The organism is Pontibacterium sp. (genome assembly GCF_964228735.1).
Lineage (GTDB): Bacteria > Pseudomonadota > Gammaproteobacteria > Pseudomonadales > Balneatricaceae > Pontibacterium.
Genome location: NZ_CAXRBQ010000104.1, coordinates 1 through 16,154, shown reverse-complemented (window position 1 = coordinate 16,154; position 16,154 = coordinate 1). Strand labels below are relative to the sequence as shown.

The 16,154-nt window shown below is 52.0% G+C and carries 16 protein-coding genes; 5 read left to right on the top strand and 11 right to left on the bottom strand.

Features of this window, described 5'->3' with window-relative positions; translation table 11 throughout:
- Positions 1-37 precede the first annotated feature (37 nt).
- Positions 38-577, bottom strand: a complete 540-nt coding sequence (locus tag ACEQ15_RS11895; RefSeq protein WP_370279408.1) for a hypothetical protein — start codon at positions 575-577, stop codon at positions 38-40.
- Positions 578-1,006: 429 nt separating this feature from the next.
- Here ACEQ15_RS11895 and ACEQ15_RS11890 point away from each other — a divergent pair, with 429 nt between their 5' ends.
- Entirely contained in the window at positions 1,007-1,798 is a 792-nt protein-coding gene (locus ACEQ15_RS11890; protein WP_370279407.1) for a hypothetical protein, read from the top strand.
- A gap of 57 nt (positions 1,799-1,855) precedes the next feature.
- Here ACEQ15_RS11890 and ACEQ15_RS11885 read toward each other — a convergent pair whose 3' ends face one another.
- The gene (locus ACEQ15_RS11885; RefSeq protein ID WP_370279406.1) at positions 1,856-2,986 is read right to left on the bottom strand and encodes a hypothetical protein; all 1,131 of its coding nucleotides are present in this window, start codon (positions 2,984-2,986) and stop codon (positions 1,856-1,858) included.
- A 538-nt stretch (positions 2,987-3,524) separates the two neighbouring features.
- On the opposite strand from ACEQ15_RS11885, the gene ACEQ15_RS11880 reads away from it, so the two are divergent.
- Together ACEQ15_RS11880 and ACEQ15_RS11875 are read left to right on the top strand one after the other, a co-directional pair.
- Positions 3,525-3,761 (top strand): YkgJ family cysteine cluster protein, encoded by a 237-nt coding sequence (locus ACEQ15_RS11880; RefSeq protein WP_370279405.1) that lies wholly within the window; start codon positions 3,525-3,527, stop codon positions 3,759-3,761.
- Between the two features lie 66 nt (positions 3,762-3,827).
- Positions 3,828-4,535, top strand: a complete 708-nt coding sequence (locus tag ACEQ15_RS11875; protein ID WP_370279404.1) for a DUF445 family protein — start codon at positions 3,828-3,830, stop codon at positions 4,533-4,535.
- A 30-nt stretch (positions 4,536-4,565) separates the two neighbouring features.
- Here ACEQ15_RS11875 and ACEQ15_RS11870 read toward each other — a convergent pair whose 3' ends face one another.
- From ACEQ15_RS11870 to nfuA, 9 genes are all read right to left on the bottom strand, one after another.
- Positions 4,566-4,889, bottom strand: a complete 324-nt coding sequence (locus ACEQ15_RS11870; protein ID WP_370279403.1) for a hypothetical protein — start codon at positions 4,887-4,889, stop codon at positions 4,566-4,568.
- Positions 4,890-4,953: 64 nt separating this feature from the next.
- Positions 4,954-5,316, bottom strand: coding sequence for a PilZ domain-containing protein (locus ACEQ15_RS11865; protein ID WP_370279402.1), 363 nt, complete (start codon positions 5,314-5,316; stop codon positions 4,954-4,956).
- Positions 5,309-6,130 carry a flagellar motor protein MotB gene (locus tag ACEQ15_RS11860; protein WP_370279401.1) on the bottom strand — a complete coding sequence of 274 codons (822 nt, stop codon included), beginning with the start codon at positions 6,128-6,130 and terminating at the stop codon, positions 5,309-5,311. Before ACEQ15_RS11860 ends, ACEQ15_RS11865 begins: the two co-directional genes overlap by 8 nt.
- Positions 6,127-6,963 (bottom strand): motility protein A, encoded by an 837-nt coding sequence (locus ACEQ15_RS11855; RefSeq protein WP_370279400.1) that lies wholly within the window; start codon positions 6,961-6,963, stop codon positions 6,127-6,129. The genes ACEQ15_RS11860 and ACEQ15_RS11855 overlap by 4 nt, the downstream gene beginning before the upstream one ends.
- Positions 6,964-7,078: 115 nt before the next feature.
- Positions 7,079-7,264 (bottom strand): tautomerase family protein, encoded by a 186-nt coding sequence (locus tag ACEQ15_RS11850; protein ID WP_370279399.1) that lies wholly within the window; start codon positions 7,262-7,264, stop codon positions 7,079-7,081.
- 210 nt (positions 7,265-7,474) lie between these two features.
- Entirely contained in the window at positions 7,475-9,361 is a 1,887-nt protein-coding gene (locus ACEQ15_RS11845) for a SurA N-terminal domain-containing protein (protein ID WP_370279398.1), read from the bottom strand.
- A 255-nt stretch (positions 9,362-9,616) separates the two neighbouring features.
- On the bottom strand, positions 9,617-9,892 hold the full coding sequence (locus ACEQ15_RS11840) for an HU family DNA-binding protein (RefSeq protein ID WP_282354948.1): 276 nt from the start codon (positions 9,890-9,892) through the stop codon (positions 9,617-9,619).
- Between the two features lie 134 nt (positions 9,893-10,026).
- Entirely contained in the window at positions 10,027-12,456 is a 2,430-nt protein-coding gene (lon, locus tag ACEQ15_RS11835; protein WP_370279397.1) for an endopeptidase La, read from the bottom strand.
- Positions 12,457-12,674: 218 nt separating this feature from the next.
- Positions 12,675-13,268 carry a Fe-S biogenesis protein NfuA gene (gene nfuA, locus ACEQ15_RS11830; RefSeq protein WP_370279396.1) on the bottom strand — a complete coding sequence of 198 codons (594 nt, stop codon included), beginning with the start codon at positions 13,266-13,268 and terminating at the stop codon, positions 12,675-12,677.
- Positions 13,269-13,415: 147 nt separating this feature from the next.
- Here nfuA and ACEQ15_RS11825 point away from each other — a divergent pair, with 147 nt between their 5' ends.
- Entirely contained in the window at positions 13,416-14,741 is a 1,326-nt protein-coding gene (locus tag ACEQ15_RS11825) for an MATE family efflux transporter (protein WP_370279395.1), read from the top strand.
- Between the two features lie 61 nt (positions 14,742-14,802).
- Positions 14,803-15,972 (top strand): cation:proton antiporter, encoded by a 1,170-nt coding sequence (locus tag ACEQ15_RS11820; protein WP_370279394.1) that lies wholly within the window; start codon positions 14,803-14,805, stop codon positions 15,970-15,972.
- Positions 15,973-16,154 lie beyond the last annotated feature (182 nt).

Genomic DNA, 16,154 nt, shown 5'->3' with positions numbered 1-16,154 from the left:
AGCATCGACATCCCGCACCTTACCAACATAAAAAGCCCTAGAAGCGGGACTTAATCCCCAGCACCAGCGAGTTTGAATCGCCACGGACATCATTAAACAACTCAACTGCGCCAGAGCGATGGTGGCTGCGTAATACTACGCTCCAGTTTTCCCAGCTACGTGGCTTAAACTCCAGCTCAAGCAAGATATACGCAAGAAACTGAGCTGCCTCATCATGGTTGGCTACCTCAAATTCGGGAAGCTCAGTAGCATAGGACAGGCCAACACCGGCAGCAAAGTCGGTGTCCAGGTAGTGATCCCAGGGAAACGGGTACCAACGTACCGCTACCAGACCATTAAGTTCTTCGTGATTCTGCCCCTTGGTATGCTTAACCGCCTGGATCTCCCACTCGAAATCGTAACGCGGATCTGCAACCGGAATTTTATGGCTCAATCCCAACGCCGTTAACTGATAGTCACTGTTGTAATTCGCACTGCCAGTAATCACGTCTTCAATGGGATCTTCGGTCAGTACCGTTTGATAGAGTGTGACCGCCCACATTTTCTTTTCCGCCTGATCCTGAGCCTTTACTGGCATGCTGATCACCAAGCTCATCAAGCTAAAGAAGATGCAAACCCTAACCTTTAAACCGAACATATGGAGCCTCCCCGTTCCGTGTCAACACTATGCACTGTCTTTTTTGCTCTGGTTCACTGCTGCTCGGTACAGAACCTTACTATCTAAGATAGATCATCCAGTCCCAGCTAGCCTTCATCTGACAAAGACAAAAATAAGAAGAATGGGGAATGAATGCCGGAGTGCACTGGGTCATCGCGGCTGAGACCACGATACCGATAAAGAGCAAAATCACAGACTGAAAATTCGCCACGGCGATATACAGGCTGAAATCAAGTCTCTGTTTATCCAATAGGCCTCGCAAATCTCCTCTTCATCTTAACTCTCCCCACCACCGTCTATACTGAATAGCAATACTTTCGGAATTCATGTGTGAATAAGGGAGTAGCTATGCAATTGAAACGACTCGTTTTATACACCGTTGGCACAGCTACGCTGATGTTCTCAGCCCCCTTTAGCAATGCCGAAGAGCTTCTGGTGGGCAAAGCCTGCTCGGTCAGCTTTCAGGAAGAGAGTATCGGCATACTGGTTTTTTCAAAAGAGTGGTACCACAGCAGCCGGGATAACGCGTCCTATATCCCTGGCGACAACGCGACCGGTATCGGACTTGAGATCCATCTGTTTGCCAATAAAAACGGACACTTAAAAGGCCCTAATCTCGCTCAGTGCAACCGTTACCGCCTTCTACAGGTACGCAGCACCACCGCTCGACTATTCGACGGAGAACAGGCAGTACAGATCGATGTTCCGGACGGTTTTAGTGATCCTTTCTACGACAACAGCCCACTTGAGCACGGCTATGGCAGTCATATGACGCCGGTTGATGACCGGGATAAACCCTGGCAAGGGCAGCACTCAAGAACCTCAACCGTGGCCATCTACGACACCCCATACGTTTCTGACGCCTATGGCATTGAAGGTGAAAATATCGATGTAACCTTTGAGACCTGCGTGGTGTGTGAGCGGGAATTTCGTTATGACACGATTCTCTCGTGCGGGACCTGGGGTTACACCCGTGAATATATGGGGGGCCTGACCGGGTGGGCCGAGCCGGAGTTTGTTGGAGTGCAGTGCAAGGGGGAACCCAGCCAGATATTCCAGCAGGTGCTGGACCGGTCTAACCGTGTGGATTACAGCTTTTGGCTCAACTGGCGCATATCTTCCCAGAACCTGACCAATTAAAAGGCGCGCCCGCTCCGACTGAGGAGCCAGGCGCCCGACAGTTTGCAGATTGGCAGATCAGACCACCATATCCACCTGCTGCATGGTACCTACATCACCCGCTTCACTCAGGTAGAAGCCACTGGCACGTACCCGCCCGTTTTGTTGGTTGTCGTCGCCCTTGATGTCGAAAGGCGTTTCGGTAGATCCCAGATAGATGGCACCAATGTCACGGTCAGCCAGAGATTCCAGAATGTCTTCCTCTTCGGTTTTGGTCCAGATCTTAAGATCGTTGAAGATACTGTCAGCTTCATCGATGTAGTTGTTGCCATCCTCATCGTACTGCGCCAGATCCGCAAAACCGTTGCCACTCAGTGCCCCAAACAACTCCGTGCCATCGTTAATCACGCCGTCCTCATTTCGGTCCAGCGCTAGCATACCGCTGTTAGTGAAGTAGCTGATCAGCTCGTCCTCACCATCCGCATCGAGATCGAAGCTGAACTTCTCATCGGTAAGGTCTGCAGCATCGCCCTCAAAGTTGATCACCAGCGGATCGGTGAACGTAACCTGCTGCGAAACCTCGACAGTGCGGGTTGCCGAATAACTGCGCTCCATGGTCAGTTCAAGACCGAACTCAATTTCACGTCCATCTGCCGTTGTCACCGTACCGCAACTGTTAAAGTTGGTGCACTCGTACTCCTCCACCGATTCGGTCACGTTGAAGGTCATGGTCATCATGGTCATGGGCCGCTCTGGCATCTGCTGCTCTGCAGTCGCCTCCTTAAGTCCCTGTAGTTTCTCGGTGAGACGGGTCAGCTCGTCATCCCCGATGGAGGCCATTTGTACCTTTCGACCGCTGATAGCTTCTAATAAGCCTTTGAACAGGCGATCCCGGGTGATCTCCTGCTGCTTGTCCAGGTTACTCTGCACCGATTCTTCGGTGTTAAACTGCCAGCCATTGTCAGTCATCACCAGGATAGACGGTGGGGTCGCTCTATCCTCGATATCAGCATTTGCGGCTTCGGTTGTACTAACCGGAGCCTGAAACCCCGTAAAGACTCCACCGCGTGAAAACGAAAGCCCAGCTTCCTTGACCAGTTCGCTGAAATCCAGCTTGGCGACACTGGCATCAAAGGTTGTGCTGCGTGTAACCGACTCAAACTTCTCATGCTCCGCACTCATCTGCACGTTGCTGCTCTGAATAATCATACTGTTCTCCAGACAATCCCTTCTTACATTTCGGCTGTATTTCAGACACACCTACCCCTGCTGCCTTTTCGAAAAACAACCACTTGATATCCGTTCCAGCTTTTTTGGGACGAGTTAGCCCCTGCTTTTGAAAACACAAAAACAAAATTTGAAACGGCAATGCGAAAACGGAACCCTTTTGCCCTCGGTCAGCAGACGACCGGCAAGAGTTACCCTCTGCCGCTAGCAGTGCACTGAAACCGAATCGACAGGATTCCTTCTTTTCTGATGGACGAGATGACTAATACTGTTTGCGCGTAATCCAAACCTCCGTAAAAAGTACAGACAAAGCAATGGGTTATCACTGATAGCCCAAAGCAGCAGGCAAACGCACTGCTGCAATGTTCATTTCAGTAACAGAGTTTCAACCACAGCGATGCCGTGATAAGACAAAGTACAGAGGTAAAATTTGCAAAATGCAGACCGATTCAGGCGGGAAAACATTAAGCTTTATTAAACTGCTATAATGGCGCCCCAGCCACATGCAGAGAGGAGCCCCATGGAGTGTCGAATGGGATGCGGTGCCTGCTGTATCGCACCAAGTATCAAAGCGTTAAATAAACCTGCAGGGGTGCGTTGTCAGCACCTGACCGACGAGCTGCTGTGCGCAATTTTCGGGCAACCTGAGCGCCCTCAGGCCTGCGGCGATTTTAAGCCGGAGATGTCCGTATGTGGCACATCCCAGACCGAAGCACTGCACCTGATCACCGAGCTGGAAACCCTCACCACCCCTTGATGTACAGCGTTATGACACGCTGCTATGATCCCCACGTTTCCTACAACTGCGTTGAGAATCTGTAACGTGAATAAGAGCCTGATTACCAATAGTTTTGCGATTATCGCTACCCTGGCAGGTTTACTGCAGGACAACGATATCCTTTTCTCTGTCGGTCTATTTGCCACCTCCGGTGCACTGACTAACTGGCTGGCTGTCCACATGCTATTTGAGAAAGTACCCGGCCTGTATGGCTCCGGTGTTATCCCTGCTCGCTTTGAAGATTTTAAGCTCGGGATCAAAACATTGATGATGGAACAGTTCTTTACGGAGGAGAACATAGAGCGCTTTCTGGGGGCCGATAACGGTAATCAGCCCAACCTTCACCTGGCACCCGTAATCCAGCAAGTGGACTTCAACCCGGTATATGACGGCCTGATCGAGGTGATCGAGACCTCATCCCTGGGTTCCATGCTAAGCATGGTGGGCGGTGCGGCAGTCCTGGAACCGATGCGCGAGCCATTTGTTGCCAAGGTCAAAGGCTCCATGGAGGAAATTACTCAGAAGGAAGAGTTTGTTGCATTGCTAAAAGCTGAACTGGAACAGCCGTCCGTGATGGCCGAGATGAGCCAAAAAGTCGAACAGGTTGTGGAACAGCGCCTCGAAGAGCTGACACCGGAGCTGGTGAAGGAGATTATCCAGCGCATGATCCGGGAGCACCTCGGTTGGCTGGTCGTATGGGGTGGTGTGTTCGGTGGACTGATCGGCCTGATTGTGGCCGTACTGCAAGGCTAATTTCGCCCTTTTCGTACAAGCTAGTGTGGGTTACTCGTCGACCCACACCTTTCTCAGCGGCTCACCAAAGTCGTCATAGATCACTTTCTGGCGCGGCTGTTTACGACTCTTTTTCAGCGCCACATCAGGCTTTGGATTTTTCCGACGGGAATCGATCGTCGCCAACAGGCCATTCAGCGGGGTGCGTGACTGCACAGCGGACTCAAATCCAAACCGACGCGGGTCATACTTTCCATCTTCCAGCCCGCTCTCACCCATCTCGACCTGCTGGATCTCTCCCCCTTTGTCGATAAATGACTGGACCTGCTTTTCAAGCTCGGCGCGGATCTCCGCTTTAGATTGACGACGTTTCATTCGGCCATTATGCATAAATGTGGATAAAAAGCGAACAGCAGAGAGCTCACTCTCTGGTATGGTATCAGCCCTTCAGGCTCTGCCGTCGGATGTATGCTTTCTGACACTGCATCACAAAACGCGAGAGGATGATGTGCTGACGATCCGACATCGCGGTAAATTCACAACAGTGAATACCATCAATTGTTCTCACCCGCTGCAAGTTACAGCAGATGCTCATAGGCACACCATCAAGATCAAACTCCAACATGGCGGGCAGCAGCTCTTCCTTCAACTCACCTTGTACCCTATATGCCACACCATTCTCAGAAAGGTTAACCGCATCACATACCTGGCCGGATACGGTTAAATGAAAACCATCCTCTTCCGTTATCTCATGGCGATAGGCACGTCTACCGCTATCTCTGGTGTACTCGAGCTCAATCATCGCCCTGCTTCTCCAACACAAACTCAATACGACGATTCCGCGCACGGTTAACGTAGCTGGTATTCGGTGCCAACGGCACTGAATCACCATAACCTGTTGCCGACAAGCGTTCTGGCTGAACACCACCCCGAACGAGATAACGCAGCACCGTCGTCGCCCGTACCGCTGACAGCTCCCAGTTGGAAGGGAACTGTTCCGTATCAATCGGTGTATCGTCCGTATGGCCATGGATGTTCATTTTATAGTCCTGATGCTCATACATGGTGTCGAGCAGGACATTAACAAACGGATTGATCCGGCTGTTGAGGCGTGCGGAGCCCACCTCAAAGAACACTGCGCCATCCACAACAATCTTCACCATGCCATCTTTTGGCATAGTCACTGTTGCATGCTCGCTTAATTGCTGTGAATCAACCGCCTCCTGCAAGTCCCTAACCATCATCTCCCAATCCTGGAGATCGGTATGAGCAACCGGTGAGGTGGTGAGATTTTCGGACGCCTTATCACCGGCACTCTCTCCATCAGCGGCGTCAGAGGTCTTGATGGAGGTTTGGGTTACATCGATCTTCAGTGGCTGTGGAATATCCGTGGTTACCGGCGCAATAACATTCAGGTCAACCAGACTGTTGGCAGACAAAGCCCCCTGAAACTCTACCTGCAATGCATTCACAAACACTTCAAACCGATCCTTCTCAACACTTGAGATGGAGAACAATAATACGAAGAACACCAGCAAAAGGGTCATCAGGTCGGCATAGGTGACCAACCAGCCCATCTCATTGTCATCGTCCGGAAAGCTGTGCTTGGTTTTCACTTAGCTTTTCCTTTAGCCTCGGCAGCCGCAGGTGCTTCTTTGCCCGCGTTGGCGCTGGCAGCCTTTCGTGCACCACCTACTTTTACCGGCTTGCGCTCGGCCTCCGGTAGATAGGACGCAAGCTGCTCGTAAACGTGCATGTAGTGGTCATTGGTCAGAATACCGATACAACCTTCACGGATGATCTCCAGATTCGCCACTTCCGACAGGGTTCGGGCGCGCAACTTGCCGGCGATCGGCAAGAACACCATGGTAGACAGCAGAGACCCATAAAAAGTGGTCAGCAGCGCAACAGCCATGGACGGACCGATGGTCTCCGGGTTATCAAGCTCACTCAGCATCTGAATAAGACCAATCAGTGTACCCAACATGCCAAACGCAGGTGCATAGGCGGCCATTTTCTTGAAGACATCCTGAACTGCGTAGTGACGCATGATCAGCGAGTCGATCTCATTCTGCAGCGTATTGCGGATCACCTGCTCGGAAGCGGCTTCCGCCAGGAGGTTACAGGCACGCTTTAAAACATTGGAGCTGGTTTTAACATCACCCAGTTTAATCAGGCCATGGCGGTGACTGATGCGGCTCAGCTCCAGCATTGTCTGGATCATCTTTTGGGCATTGGTTTTATCGCGAGAGAAGACGATGTAAGCCGCCTTAAAGGCTTTGAGTACATCCTTGAAGGATACGGTAAGAAAGGTCGCTGCGATGGTACCACCAGCAACAATCATTAAACCTGGTACGTTTACGAAGACATCTGCACTACCGCCAAGCACGATGGCAGAAATTATAAGAGCCAGACCGGAGATAATCCCGATCAACGATGCGAAATCCATAACCTGCAAATCCTGAAGTAAACAACCGAGACATAGTAGCAGACAGTTCCTTATGCTGCGTACCACGTCGTACAAAAAGAGGTTAGCGGCGATTACGCTCAGAAGTTGAGGGGTATTAACCGTGGATAAAGGTAAATCCCCCGGTATGGTCCGGACCGTTGGCTCGATCCTGAATGATCACCTTGATTCGGTCACGCGGCACAATCACGGTACGGCTGATAAGTTCAATCATCTCCTGCCCCAGGCGTTCCTTCTGTTCCTGGGAACAGCTTTCCAGCAGATCTATTTTGGCAACGGGCATGGGACACACTCCGCAAAGGTTCTGGTTAAGCATCTGAGTTGGCTAACTTAAGCTTCGTCCCGATACGTCAACTTCGCCGTTATCCATCCGCAGGCTTTTTCTACTACTTTCGCACCTATCCCAAAGACAGCCCCAGCCAAAAGCCAGCTACAGGCACAAAAAAACCGGCACCCCGAAAAGGATGCCGGTTTTTCATGATTTAGCTTAGTTTTACAGACGCTCGACCTCTGCGCCTGCGTTCAGCTCTGCAACCAGATCCTGGTAGTCGTACTGGCCAGTACGGGATCCAAGAACGGACTGCATCGCTTTACGCTCGTCGTCGCTCATAGATTCAGCGCTACCCTGCTCTACGCCGGAAATCGCGATGATCGCACGGCCACCGTCTCCCAGTGCGGCAGATGCATAGCTCATCTGACCTTCTGCCGGATGAGGCACCTTAAACGCCTGCTGCAGCACTTCTGGTGGCAGTTCACGCTGAGAACGGTTTACTGTTTCCAGTGTTTTAACTTCGGAGTCACCTGCCTGAGAGGCCAGCGTCTCACCCGCATTCAGTGCTGCCAGAATATCCGCAACTTTTTCATCCAGCGCTTTAGCAATGCGCTCATTCAGCAGCTGCGCCTTAACTTCTTCTGCAACTTCGTCATAGCCCTGCTCTCGTGGCTGCTTATGCTCTTTGACACGAACCACAACAGAACGAGAGGCATCCAGTTCGATTGGCGTACTGTTTACACCCTCTTTCAGCAGTTCCTCGGAAAACGCTGTCGCAACCACACGGTTGCTACCGGTTACGTCGTCATTACCACCAAGACGGCTGAACGGCTCACTGGTCATGATCTCCATACCCAGAGCTTCAGACGGCTCGATCAGGTCACCGGAAGAGAAGCTCAGATCAGCCAGACGCTCCAGACGTTCAACGTAAACGCCTTCTGCTTTTTCACGCAGCAGGTCATATTTGATCTCGTTCTGAGCCTCTTCGAAGCTTGGCGGTTCAGTCGCCTGGATATCTACCAGCTTGATGATGTGGTAACCGAAGTCAGTCAGTACCGGCTCGGATACCTGGCCTTTCTCCATCGCAAACAGGGCGTCTTCAAACTCAGGTACAAACAAACCTTTGGCATTGAAACCCAGGTCACCGCCGTTTTCAGCAGAGCCCGGATCGTCAGATTCAGCCTTAGCCAGCTCGGCAAAGTCTTCACCTGCAGCAATACGCTGTGCAAGCTCTTTTGCCTTCGCTTCGGCATCATCTGCACTGCGCTCGTCTGAGATTTCAATCAGGATATGAGACGCCTGGCGCTCTTCCTGGCCTTCGAAGTTCTCAAGCAGGGCCTGGTACTGCTGCTGAATCTCGTCGTCAGAGACATCCACTTCATCCAGCATCTTGACCTTGTCCAGCAGCAGGTACTCGACAACAACCTGCTCTTCGGTCTTGTAGTTGCCGCGATTGGCATCGTAGAAACCGCGTGCTTCATCGTCGGAGACCTGAATCTCGGCTGCAACCTTGTCACTGTCGAGAGTGAAGTAGCTCAGATCACGCGTCTGCTGATCCAGCGCTACGACATTGCTCAGTTCAGACTCCAGCGCAAAGGCAGATAGCAGGTAGCCGGTACGCATCTGCTCTACGAGCTTCTCTTTGCGTACCAGATCACGGTACATCATCGGTGTCAGACCAGCATTTCGCAGTACAGCTTCGAACTGTGCTCGATCAAATTTACCGTCGACCTGGAAGCTTGGTGTGCTTACCAGCAGTTGATCGATCATACGATCAGAGAAAATCATGCCTTGGCTGTCGGCCGCTTGAGTCAGCACTGCCTGCTCAATCAGCCCATCCAGCACCATTTTGCTGATTACGTTATCGTCCAGCAGCGTTGGATCGGCATTTTCACCCATCTGATTCAGCAGCTGACGACGTTGTAACTCAACGCCCTGCAGCAACTGACGCTCGCTGATCTCTTCCCCGTTCACAGTTGCAGGGGCGTTACTACCACTTGTCAGACTTACAAGTGATTCAACACCGAAGAGCGCAAAGGTGACGGCGATAAGGCCTACAATCACTTTTGCGATGATGCTCTGAGAGTTATTCCGAATCGTTTGCAGCATGGTGCTTCAATAATCCTGGCAATCATCTAACAACAAAAAGGCGCAGTCCCGTAAAGGAATGCGCCTTTTTCAAATTTTTAACCGACGAATGTCAAAAGATACAGGCCGGTTTGTGGAGAAAGTGAGGCACCTAACAACTTAAACCCCCCCACCTTTTCTTTAGATCCCCTTCCACGAGGAACTTGGTTGGAACGGCTGGACAAGCTCAAGTCCTATTCAAACCGTTCCGGAGTAAAACCCCGACGCTACCGGGTTTTACTTGTTTACTGCGTCTTTCAGAGCCTTACCTGGTTTGAAGGTAGGCAGAGTAGCAGCAGCGATTTCGATTGGCTTACCAGTCTGTGGGTTACGACCAGTACGAGCAGCACGCTCTTTTACAGCAAAAGTACCGAAACCTACCAGTGCAACAGAATCACCGTTCTGCAGTGCACCAGTTACTGCTTCCAGAGTCGCGTCCAGTGCACGACCAGCTGCAGCTTTAGAGATGTCTGCAGAAGCAGCAATAGCGTCGATCAGTTCAGACTTATTCACATTGTTCCCCTTTATCGAAAAGATCTAGTTGTTATATCTAAAAATCCAGTCCAGCAAGATGGTCTTGGCAATTTATACCAACAGGCAGAAAGGGGTGTCAACACGCTTCAACGCCTTTCTACCCCTTGATTTGCCTAATGTGCCTTTATTTGCCCGTGCTCATTTTTTGCTGATTTTTCCTTGCCAGAGACGTCCTCTTCTGCATCACCCTTCAGAGGTTCCGGTTGGTATTTGAGTGCAATCTCCAGCACCTCATCAATCCAGCGAACCGGCTTAATATCGAGATCTGCTTTGATATTGGCAGGAATTTCTTTCAAATCGCGCTCATTCTCTTCAGGAATGATGACAGTTTTAATACCGCCACGGTGCGCTGCGAGCAGTTTTTCCTTCAGTCCGCCGATCGGCAAAACCTGCCCGCGCAGGGTGATTTCACCGGTCATGGCCACATCGGAACGCACTGGGATATTGGTCAAAACAGACACCAGCGCCGTACACATCCCAATACCGGCACTTGGGCCATCTTTTGGTGTTGCACCTTCCGGAACGTGAATATGAATATCGTTCTTCTCATGAAAATCTGACTGAATACCCAGGCTGTGAGAACGGTTGCGCACCACTGTCAGCGCTGCCTGGATGGATTCCTTCATCACATCACCCAGGCTACCGGTTGTTACCTGACGCCCCTTACCCGGCACCACAGCACCCTCAATACTGAGAATGTCGCCGCCCACCTGAGTCCAAGCCAGACCGGTAACGTGACCCACTAGGTCCTGCTCCTCCGCCATGCCGAACTTGTGTTTCTTCACGCCGGAGTATTTCTCCAGCTGCTCATCAGTGATAACTACCGGCAGCTCGGCTTTATCGGCCAGCGCCAGCTCTTTCACCACCTTACGGCACAGCTTGGCAATTTCACGCTCCAGACCACGCACACCCGCTTCACGGGTGTAGTAACGGATCAGACCCGTCACGGCAGAATCTTCGATCTGAACCTCTTTCTCCTTCAGCCCATTGTTCTTCAGCTGTTTAGGAATCAGGTACTTACGCGCAATGTTCAGCTTCTCATCTTCGGTGTAACCCGGGATGCGGATCAGCTCCATACGGTCCAGCAAAGGACCTGGGATGTTCATGGAGTTGGAGGTACACACAAACATCACATCGGACAGGTCGTAGTCCACTTCCAGGTAGTGGTCGTTGAAGGTACTGTTCTGTTCAGGGTCCAGAACCTCCAGCAGCGCAGACGCTGGATCACCACGGTGATCCATACCCATCTTGTCGATCTCATCCAACAGGAACAGCGGGTTCTTCACACCCACCTTGGACATTTTCTGCACCAGCTTACCCGGCATAGAACCGATGTAGGTGCGACGGTGACCACGAATTTCTGCTTCGTCACGCACACCACCCAGCGCCATACGTACGTACTTACGGTTGGTCGCACGGGCGATGGAACGCCCCAGGGAGGTTTTACCCACACCCGGAGGACCTACCAGACACAGGATCGGACCTTTCAGTTTCTTAACACGACGCTGAACCGCCAAGTATTCCAGAATACGATCCTTCACCTCTTCCAAACCGTAGTGGTCTTCGTTCAGGATCTTCTCGGCACGTTTCATGTCATGACGAACCTTGGAACGCTTGGTCCAAGGAATCTGCAGCATCCAGTCGATATAACCACGCACCACCGTTGCTTCTGCAGACATCGGAGACATCATCTTCAGCTTGGTGTACTCGCTCATGGTCTTATCCAGCGCTTCCTGTGGCATACCCGCCTCTTCGATGCGCTGTTTGAGCTGCTCCATATCGTTGGAACCGGTTTCGTCCAGATCACCCAGCTCTTTCTGAATCGCCTTCATCTGCTCATTCAGATAGTACTCGCGCTGGCTTTTCTCCATCTGCTTCTTAACACGGCCACGGATGCGCTTCTCGACCTCAACCAGATCGATTTCACCTTCCATCAGCGCCATCAGGTGCTCAAGGCGCTCGCGATTGCTCAGCATCTCGAGAATCTTCTGCTTCTCTTCCAGCTTGAGTGACATGTGTGCAGCGATGGTATCGGCCAAACGACCGGCATCATCAATGTTCTGCAGGGAAGACAAAACCTCTGACGGGATCTTCTTGTTCACCTGAACAAAGCGCTCGAACTGCTCCAGCATGGTGCGCTTGTACAGTTCCGCCTCGGCATCGGTGACATCTTCGATCGCCAGGGCCTCGACTTCTGCAGAGAAGTACTCGTGATCGTCGTGCAAGGCCTTGATAGACGCGCGGAAATCACCTTCCACTAGCACTTTTACAGTGCCATCCGGCAATTTCAGCATCTGCAGAACGCTGGCAACGGTACCTACGTCAAACAGCTCGTCTGCCGCCGGATCGTCGTCCGACGCATTTTTCTGAGCGACCAGCAGAATCTCTTTTTCCTGGCTCATCGCCACTTCCAAAGCCTGAATCGACTTTTCGCGGCCCACGAAAAGTGGAATCACCATGTGCGGGTATACCACTACGTCGCGCAGCGGAAGAACCGGGAGCTCGGTAGTTACCTGTACGTTGTTTTCGTCTGTTTGCGCCATGATGAGCCTACCTTATCAGATACTGGCACCTGCAGAGGCAGGTGCTATAAACACGAACTAAAAACCTGTTATTGGCTAGATGGGGATGCCAACAGCCAATTACAACCAATTGATATAAAAAAATCAGGTTCTTAGATAAATGGAGCTGCCTTCAATATATAGCATCAACCATCACTGGGCGAAGTCAAAAAAGGGGCTGAAGCGCCCCTTTTTGATCTTTATTTGTAGTATGCGTTGTCTCGCACGCTGTGGTCTGTCACATCCCGCACCCCGGCGAGGCCTGCGACACGCTCGACCAGCGTTTTCTCGACACCGTCTTTCAGGGTCATATCGACTGCGCTGCAACCCTGGCAACCGCCACCAAACTGCAGAATTGCGATGTGCCCATTCTCCTCTTCCACCAATTCGACCAGTTTTACCTCACCACCGTGAGAGGCCAGACCAGGGTTGATGTCTGAGTAAAGTATGTAGTTGATCTGCTCGTCCATTGGGCTGTCAGGAGAGACTTTAGGCACCTTGGAGTTTGGCGCTTTGATGGTCAGCTGGCCGCCCATACGGTCTTCCGCGAAGTCCACCATCGCTTCTTCAAGGTATGGCACGCTGTTCTGTTCGATGTAGACACGGAACTTGCTCAGCTCCATTACTTCATCGTCTTCAATCACTTCGTCCGGACGGCAATATGCAAGACAAGATTCTGCGTAAGGCGTGCCCGGCTGAGTAACAAACATGCGGACAGCAATCCCTTCAACGTCCTGCTTAGCTAACAGTTCTGCCAGATAGTTTTCGGCGCTTTCGGTTACCGTAATGGTCATACAAAATCCTGTCTTAACTTTTACTTGCTCTATCTGGCTGAAGCATACACCGATTCTATTTCTGAGTAAATTGCTCAGTTATTAACCAGAGGGCATGCAGGGATATTTCTGTTAAACTTGCGCCTTTTCTTTTGCCCCCAATCCACGATGCCTGCAACCCAACGCTACAAAACGATTATGCTGCTCGGCCTGCCAATCATTGGTGGCATGCTGTCACAGAGCATACTGAATCTGGTAGACGCTGCGATGGTGGGCAGTTTGGGGGATCGCGCCCTTGCTGGCGTGGGTGCCGGCAGTTACGCCAATTTTGTCGCTGTGAGCCTGATTCTAGGGCTCTCATCGGGTGTACAGGCGATGGTCGCACGACGCAAGGGCCAGGGTCAGATCGACGAAATGGCCCGCCCGGTCAACTGGGGTTTGGCGATTTCACTGTTTTTTGCCCTGCCGCTCAGCCTTCTCTATCTGTCGTTTTCAGATCAGATCATCGCCTTAGTAACAGACGATCTAGCCACACAGGAGATCGGGCAACGGTATTTCGACTACCGCACCATGGCAATGTTAGCCGTGGGCATCAACCTCTCCTTTCGTGGATGGTGGAACGGCACCAAACGCCCGGGCACTTACCTGGCTACCCTGATCGCTATTCACCTACTCAACGTTATTATCAGCTACGGATTGATCTTCGGGCACTTTGGCCTACCTGCAATGGGCGCACCCGGAGCGGGTTTAGGTACCGCCATTGCTCTCTACTTGGGCTGCATACTGAACGCTGTATTGATTTGGCGTGATGCACGTCCTCACGGTTTTCTGCGTTATCAGCGAGGTACAGCATCAATCGGCCGTTTGCTGGGGCTGTGTATCCCCCACTCGCTGCAGCAATTCTTTTTTGCTGGCGGCATCTGCACCTTGTTCTGGATTATCGGGCAGCTTGGCACTCAGGAGCAGGCCATCGCCCACGTACTGATCAACCTTGCCCTGTTCCTGATCCTGCCCGGCGTTGGATTCGGCATCGCCTCCACTTCGCTGGTGAGTCACTCCCTGGGAGAGCGTAAAACAGAAGAAGCCTGTCAGTGGGGCTGGGACACCATAAAGACCGCTCTGGGTACAATCATGCTGTTGAGCCTGCCAATGTGGCTGGCGCCCGACCTGGTACTCGGCCTATTTATCCATCAGGCGGACGTACTGGCTGAAGCGCGACTGCCACTCCAGATCACAGCCTTGGCGATCTGCGTTGACACCGCGGCCATCGTTCTGACCCAATCCTTGCTGGGTGCTGGCGCCAACCGCTCCGTGCTCTACATAAGCACCGCCAGCCAATGGGCGTTTTACCTGCCACTGGCCTGGCTGATCGGCCCGCACCTGGGATTTGGCTTGTTAGGCATCTGGCTGGTACAACTAATCCACCGTGCTCTTTCGTCCGTCATATTCTCTTATGTTTGGTCAAAGCGCCGCTGGGCAGAGATAGCGGTATAAAGGGCACCCTCGCATCTGATAAACTGAGACGAGTTCACACTGATCAAGGACCGCAGAGTAGATGGAAGGGCACAACCTCGTTTTTTCGTTTTTTTTGATCTTTACCGGCGCTGCAATTCTGGCGTCTGCCGCCCTTTATACCCGCCAACCCCTGCTGGTTGCCTACATCGTGCTGGGCGCAATCCTGGGTCCTTACGGTATGGGATATGTCAGTGACACCCAGATGATGTCGGAGATCTCCCATATCGGCATCATTTTCCTGCTGTTCCTGCTGGGTCTGGACATGCAACCCAGCCACCTGATTCATATGCTGAAAAAGGCAACATTAGTGGCCATCGGTAGCTCGGTCATTTTTTTTGCTACGGGTTACGGCATCGGTGTCGCTTTCGGTTATACACAAGCGGAAGCCGCCATTATTGGTGCCGCCCTGATGTTTTCCAGCACCATCATAGGGATCAAGCTGCTGCCAACCACCGTACTGCACCATCGCCATACCGGTGAGCTGGTTGTTGGTCTGCTTCTCCTGCAGGACGTCATCGCGATTATGGTATTGCTGTTCCTGTACAGCGGTGAGGCGGAAAGCAACGGCATGGGTACCTACCTGAAAACCCTGGCCGCCCTGCCAATTCTGATCGTGTCGGCGTTTGTGTTTGTGAAATACGTGCTGCTAAAACTGATTCAGCGCTTTGACCGCTTTCATGAGTACATTTTTCTGCTGGCCATCGGCTGGTGCCTGGGATTGGCAGAGATCGCCCAAATGTCCGGACTCTCTGCGGAGATTGGTGCATTTGTTGCCGGGGTTTCGATCGCGACCAGCCCAATTGCACAGTACATCGCCACCAGTTTGAAACCACTGCGTGATTTCTTCCTGATCCTGTTCTTCTTCTCGATCGGTGCGAGCTTCAACCTTACCCTGCTGGGTGACATCATCCTGCCGTCTATCATCCTGGCAGTGCTGGTTGTGGGCCTGAAGCCGGTTGTATTCCGCTTCCTGCTCAGCAAGATAAGCGAGAGCAAAAGCCTAGCTTGGGAGGTTGGATTCCGCCTGGGGCAGATCAGTGAGTTTTCATTACTGATCGCTTACATCGCCACCAGCGCCGCACTGATAGGCCAGGAGGCTTCACATGTTATCCAAGCAACGGCCATCCTGACCTTCCTGCTATCCACCTACGTGGTCATTTTCAACTACCCTTCACCTATCGCTGTTTCGGACAAACTGCGACGGGATTAGACAGGTATTGCCAGACACAAAAAACGGGGCATCAAGCCCCGTTCAGGTTGCTGACGAACCCCGCTTTTTAGCGGGGTTCTCTCTTTTAAAGGCTTATCGCACGGTTTCCAGCGATCAGTGAAGCCTTAACGATGAATGTGCGTTTCCGGCCCTCATAGGCAGCCCTGCTCTCCCAGTTGCCT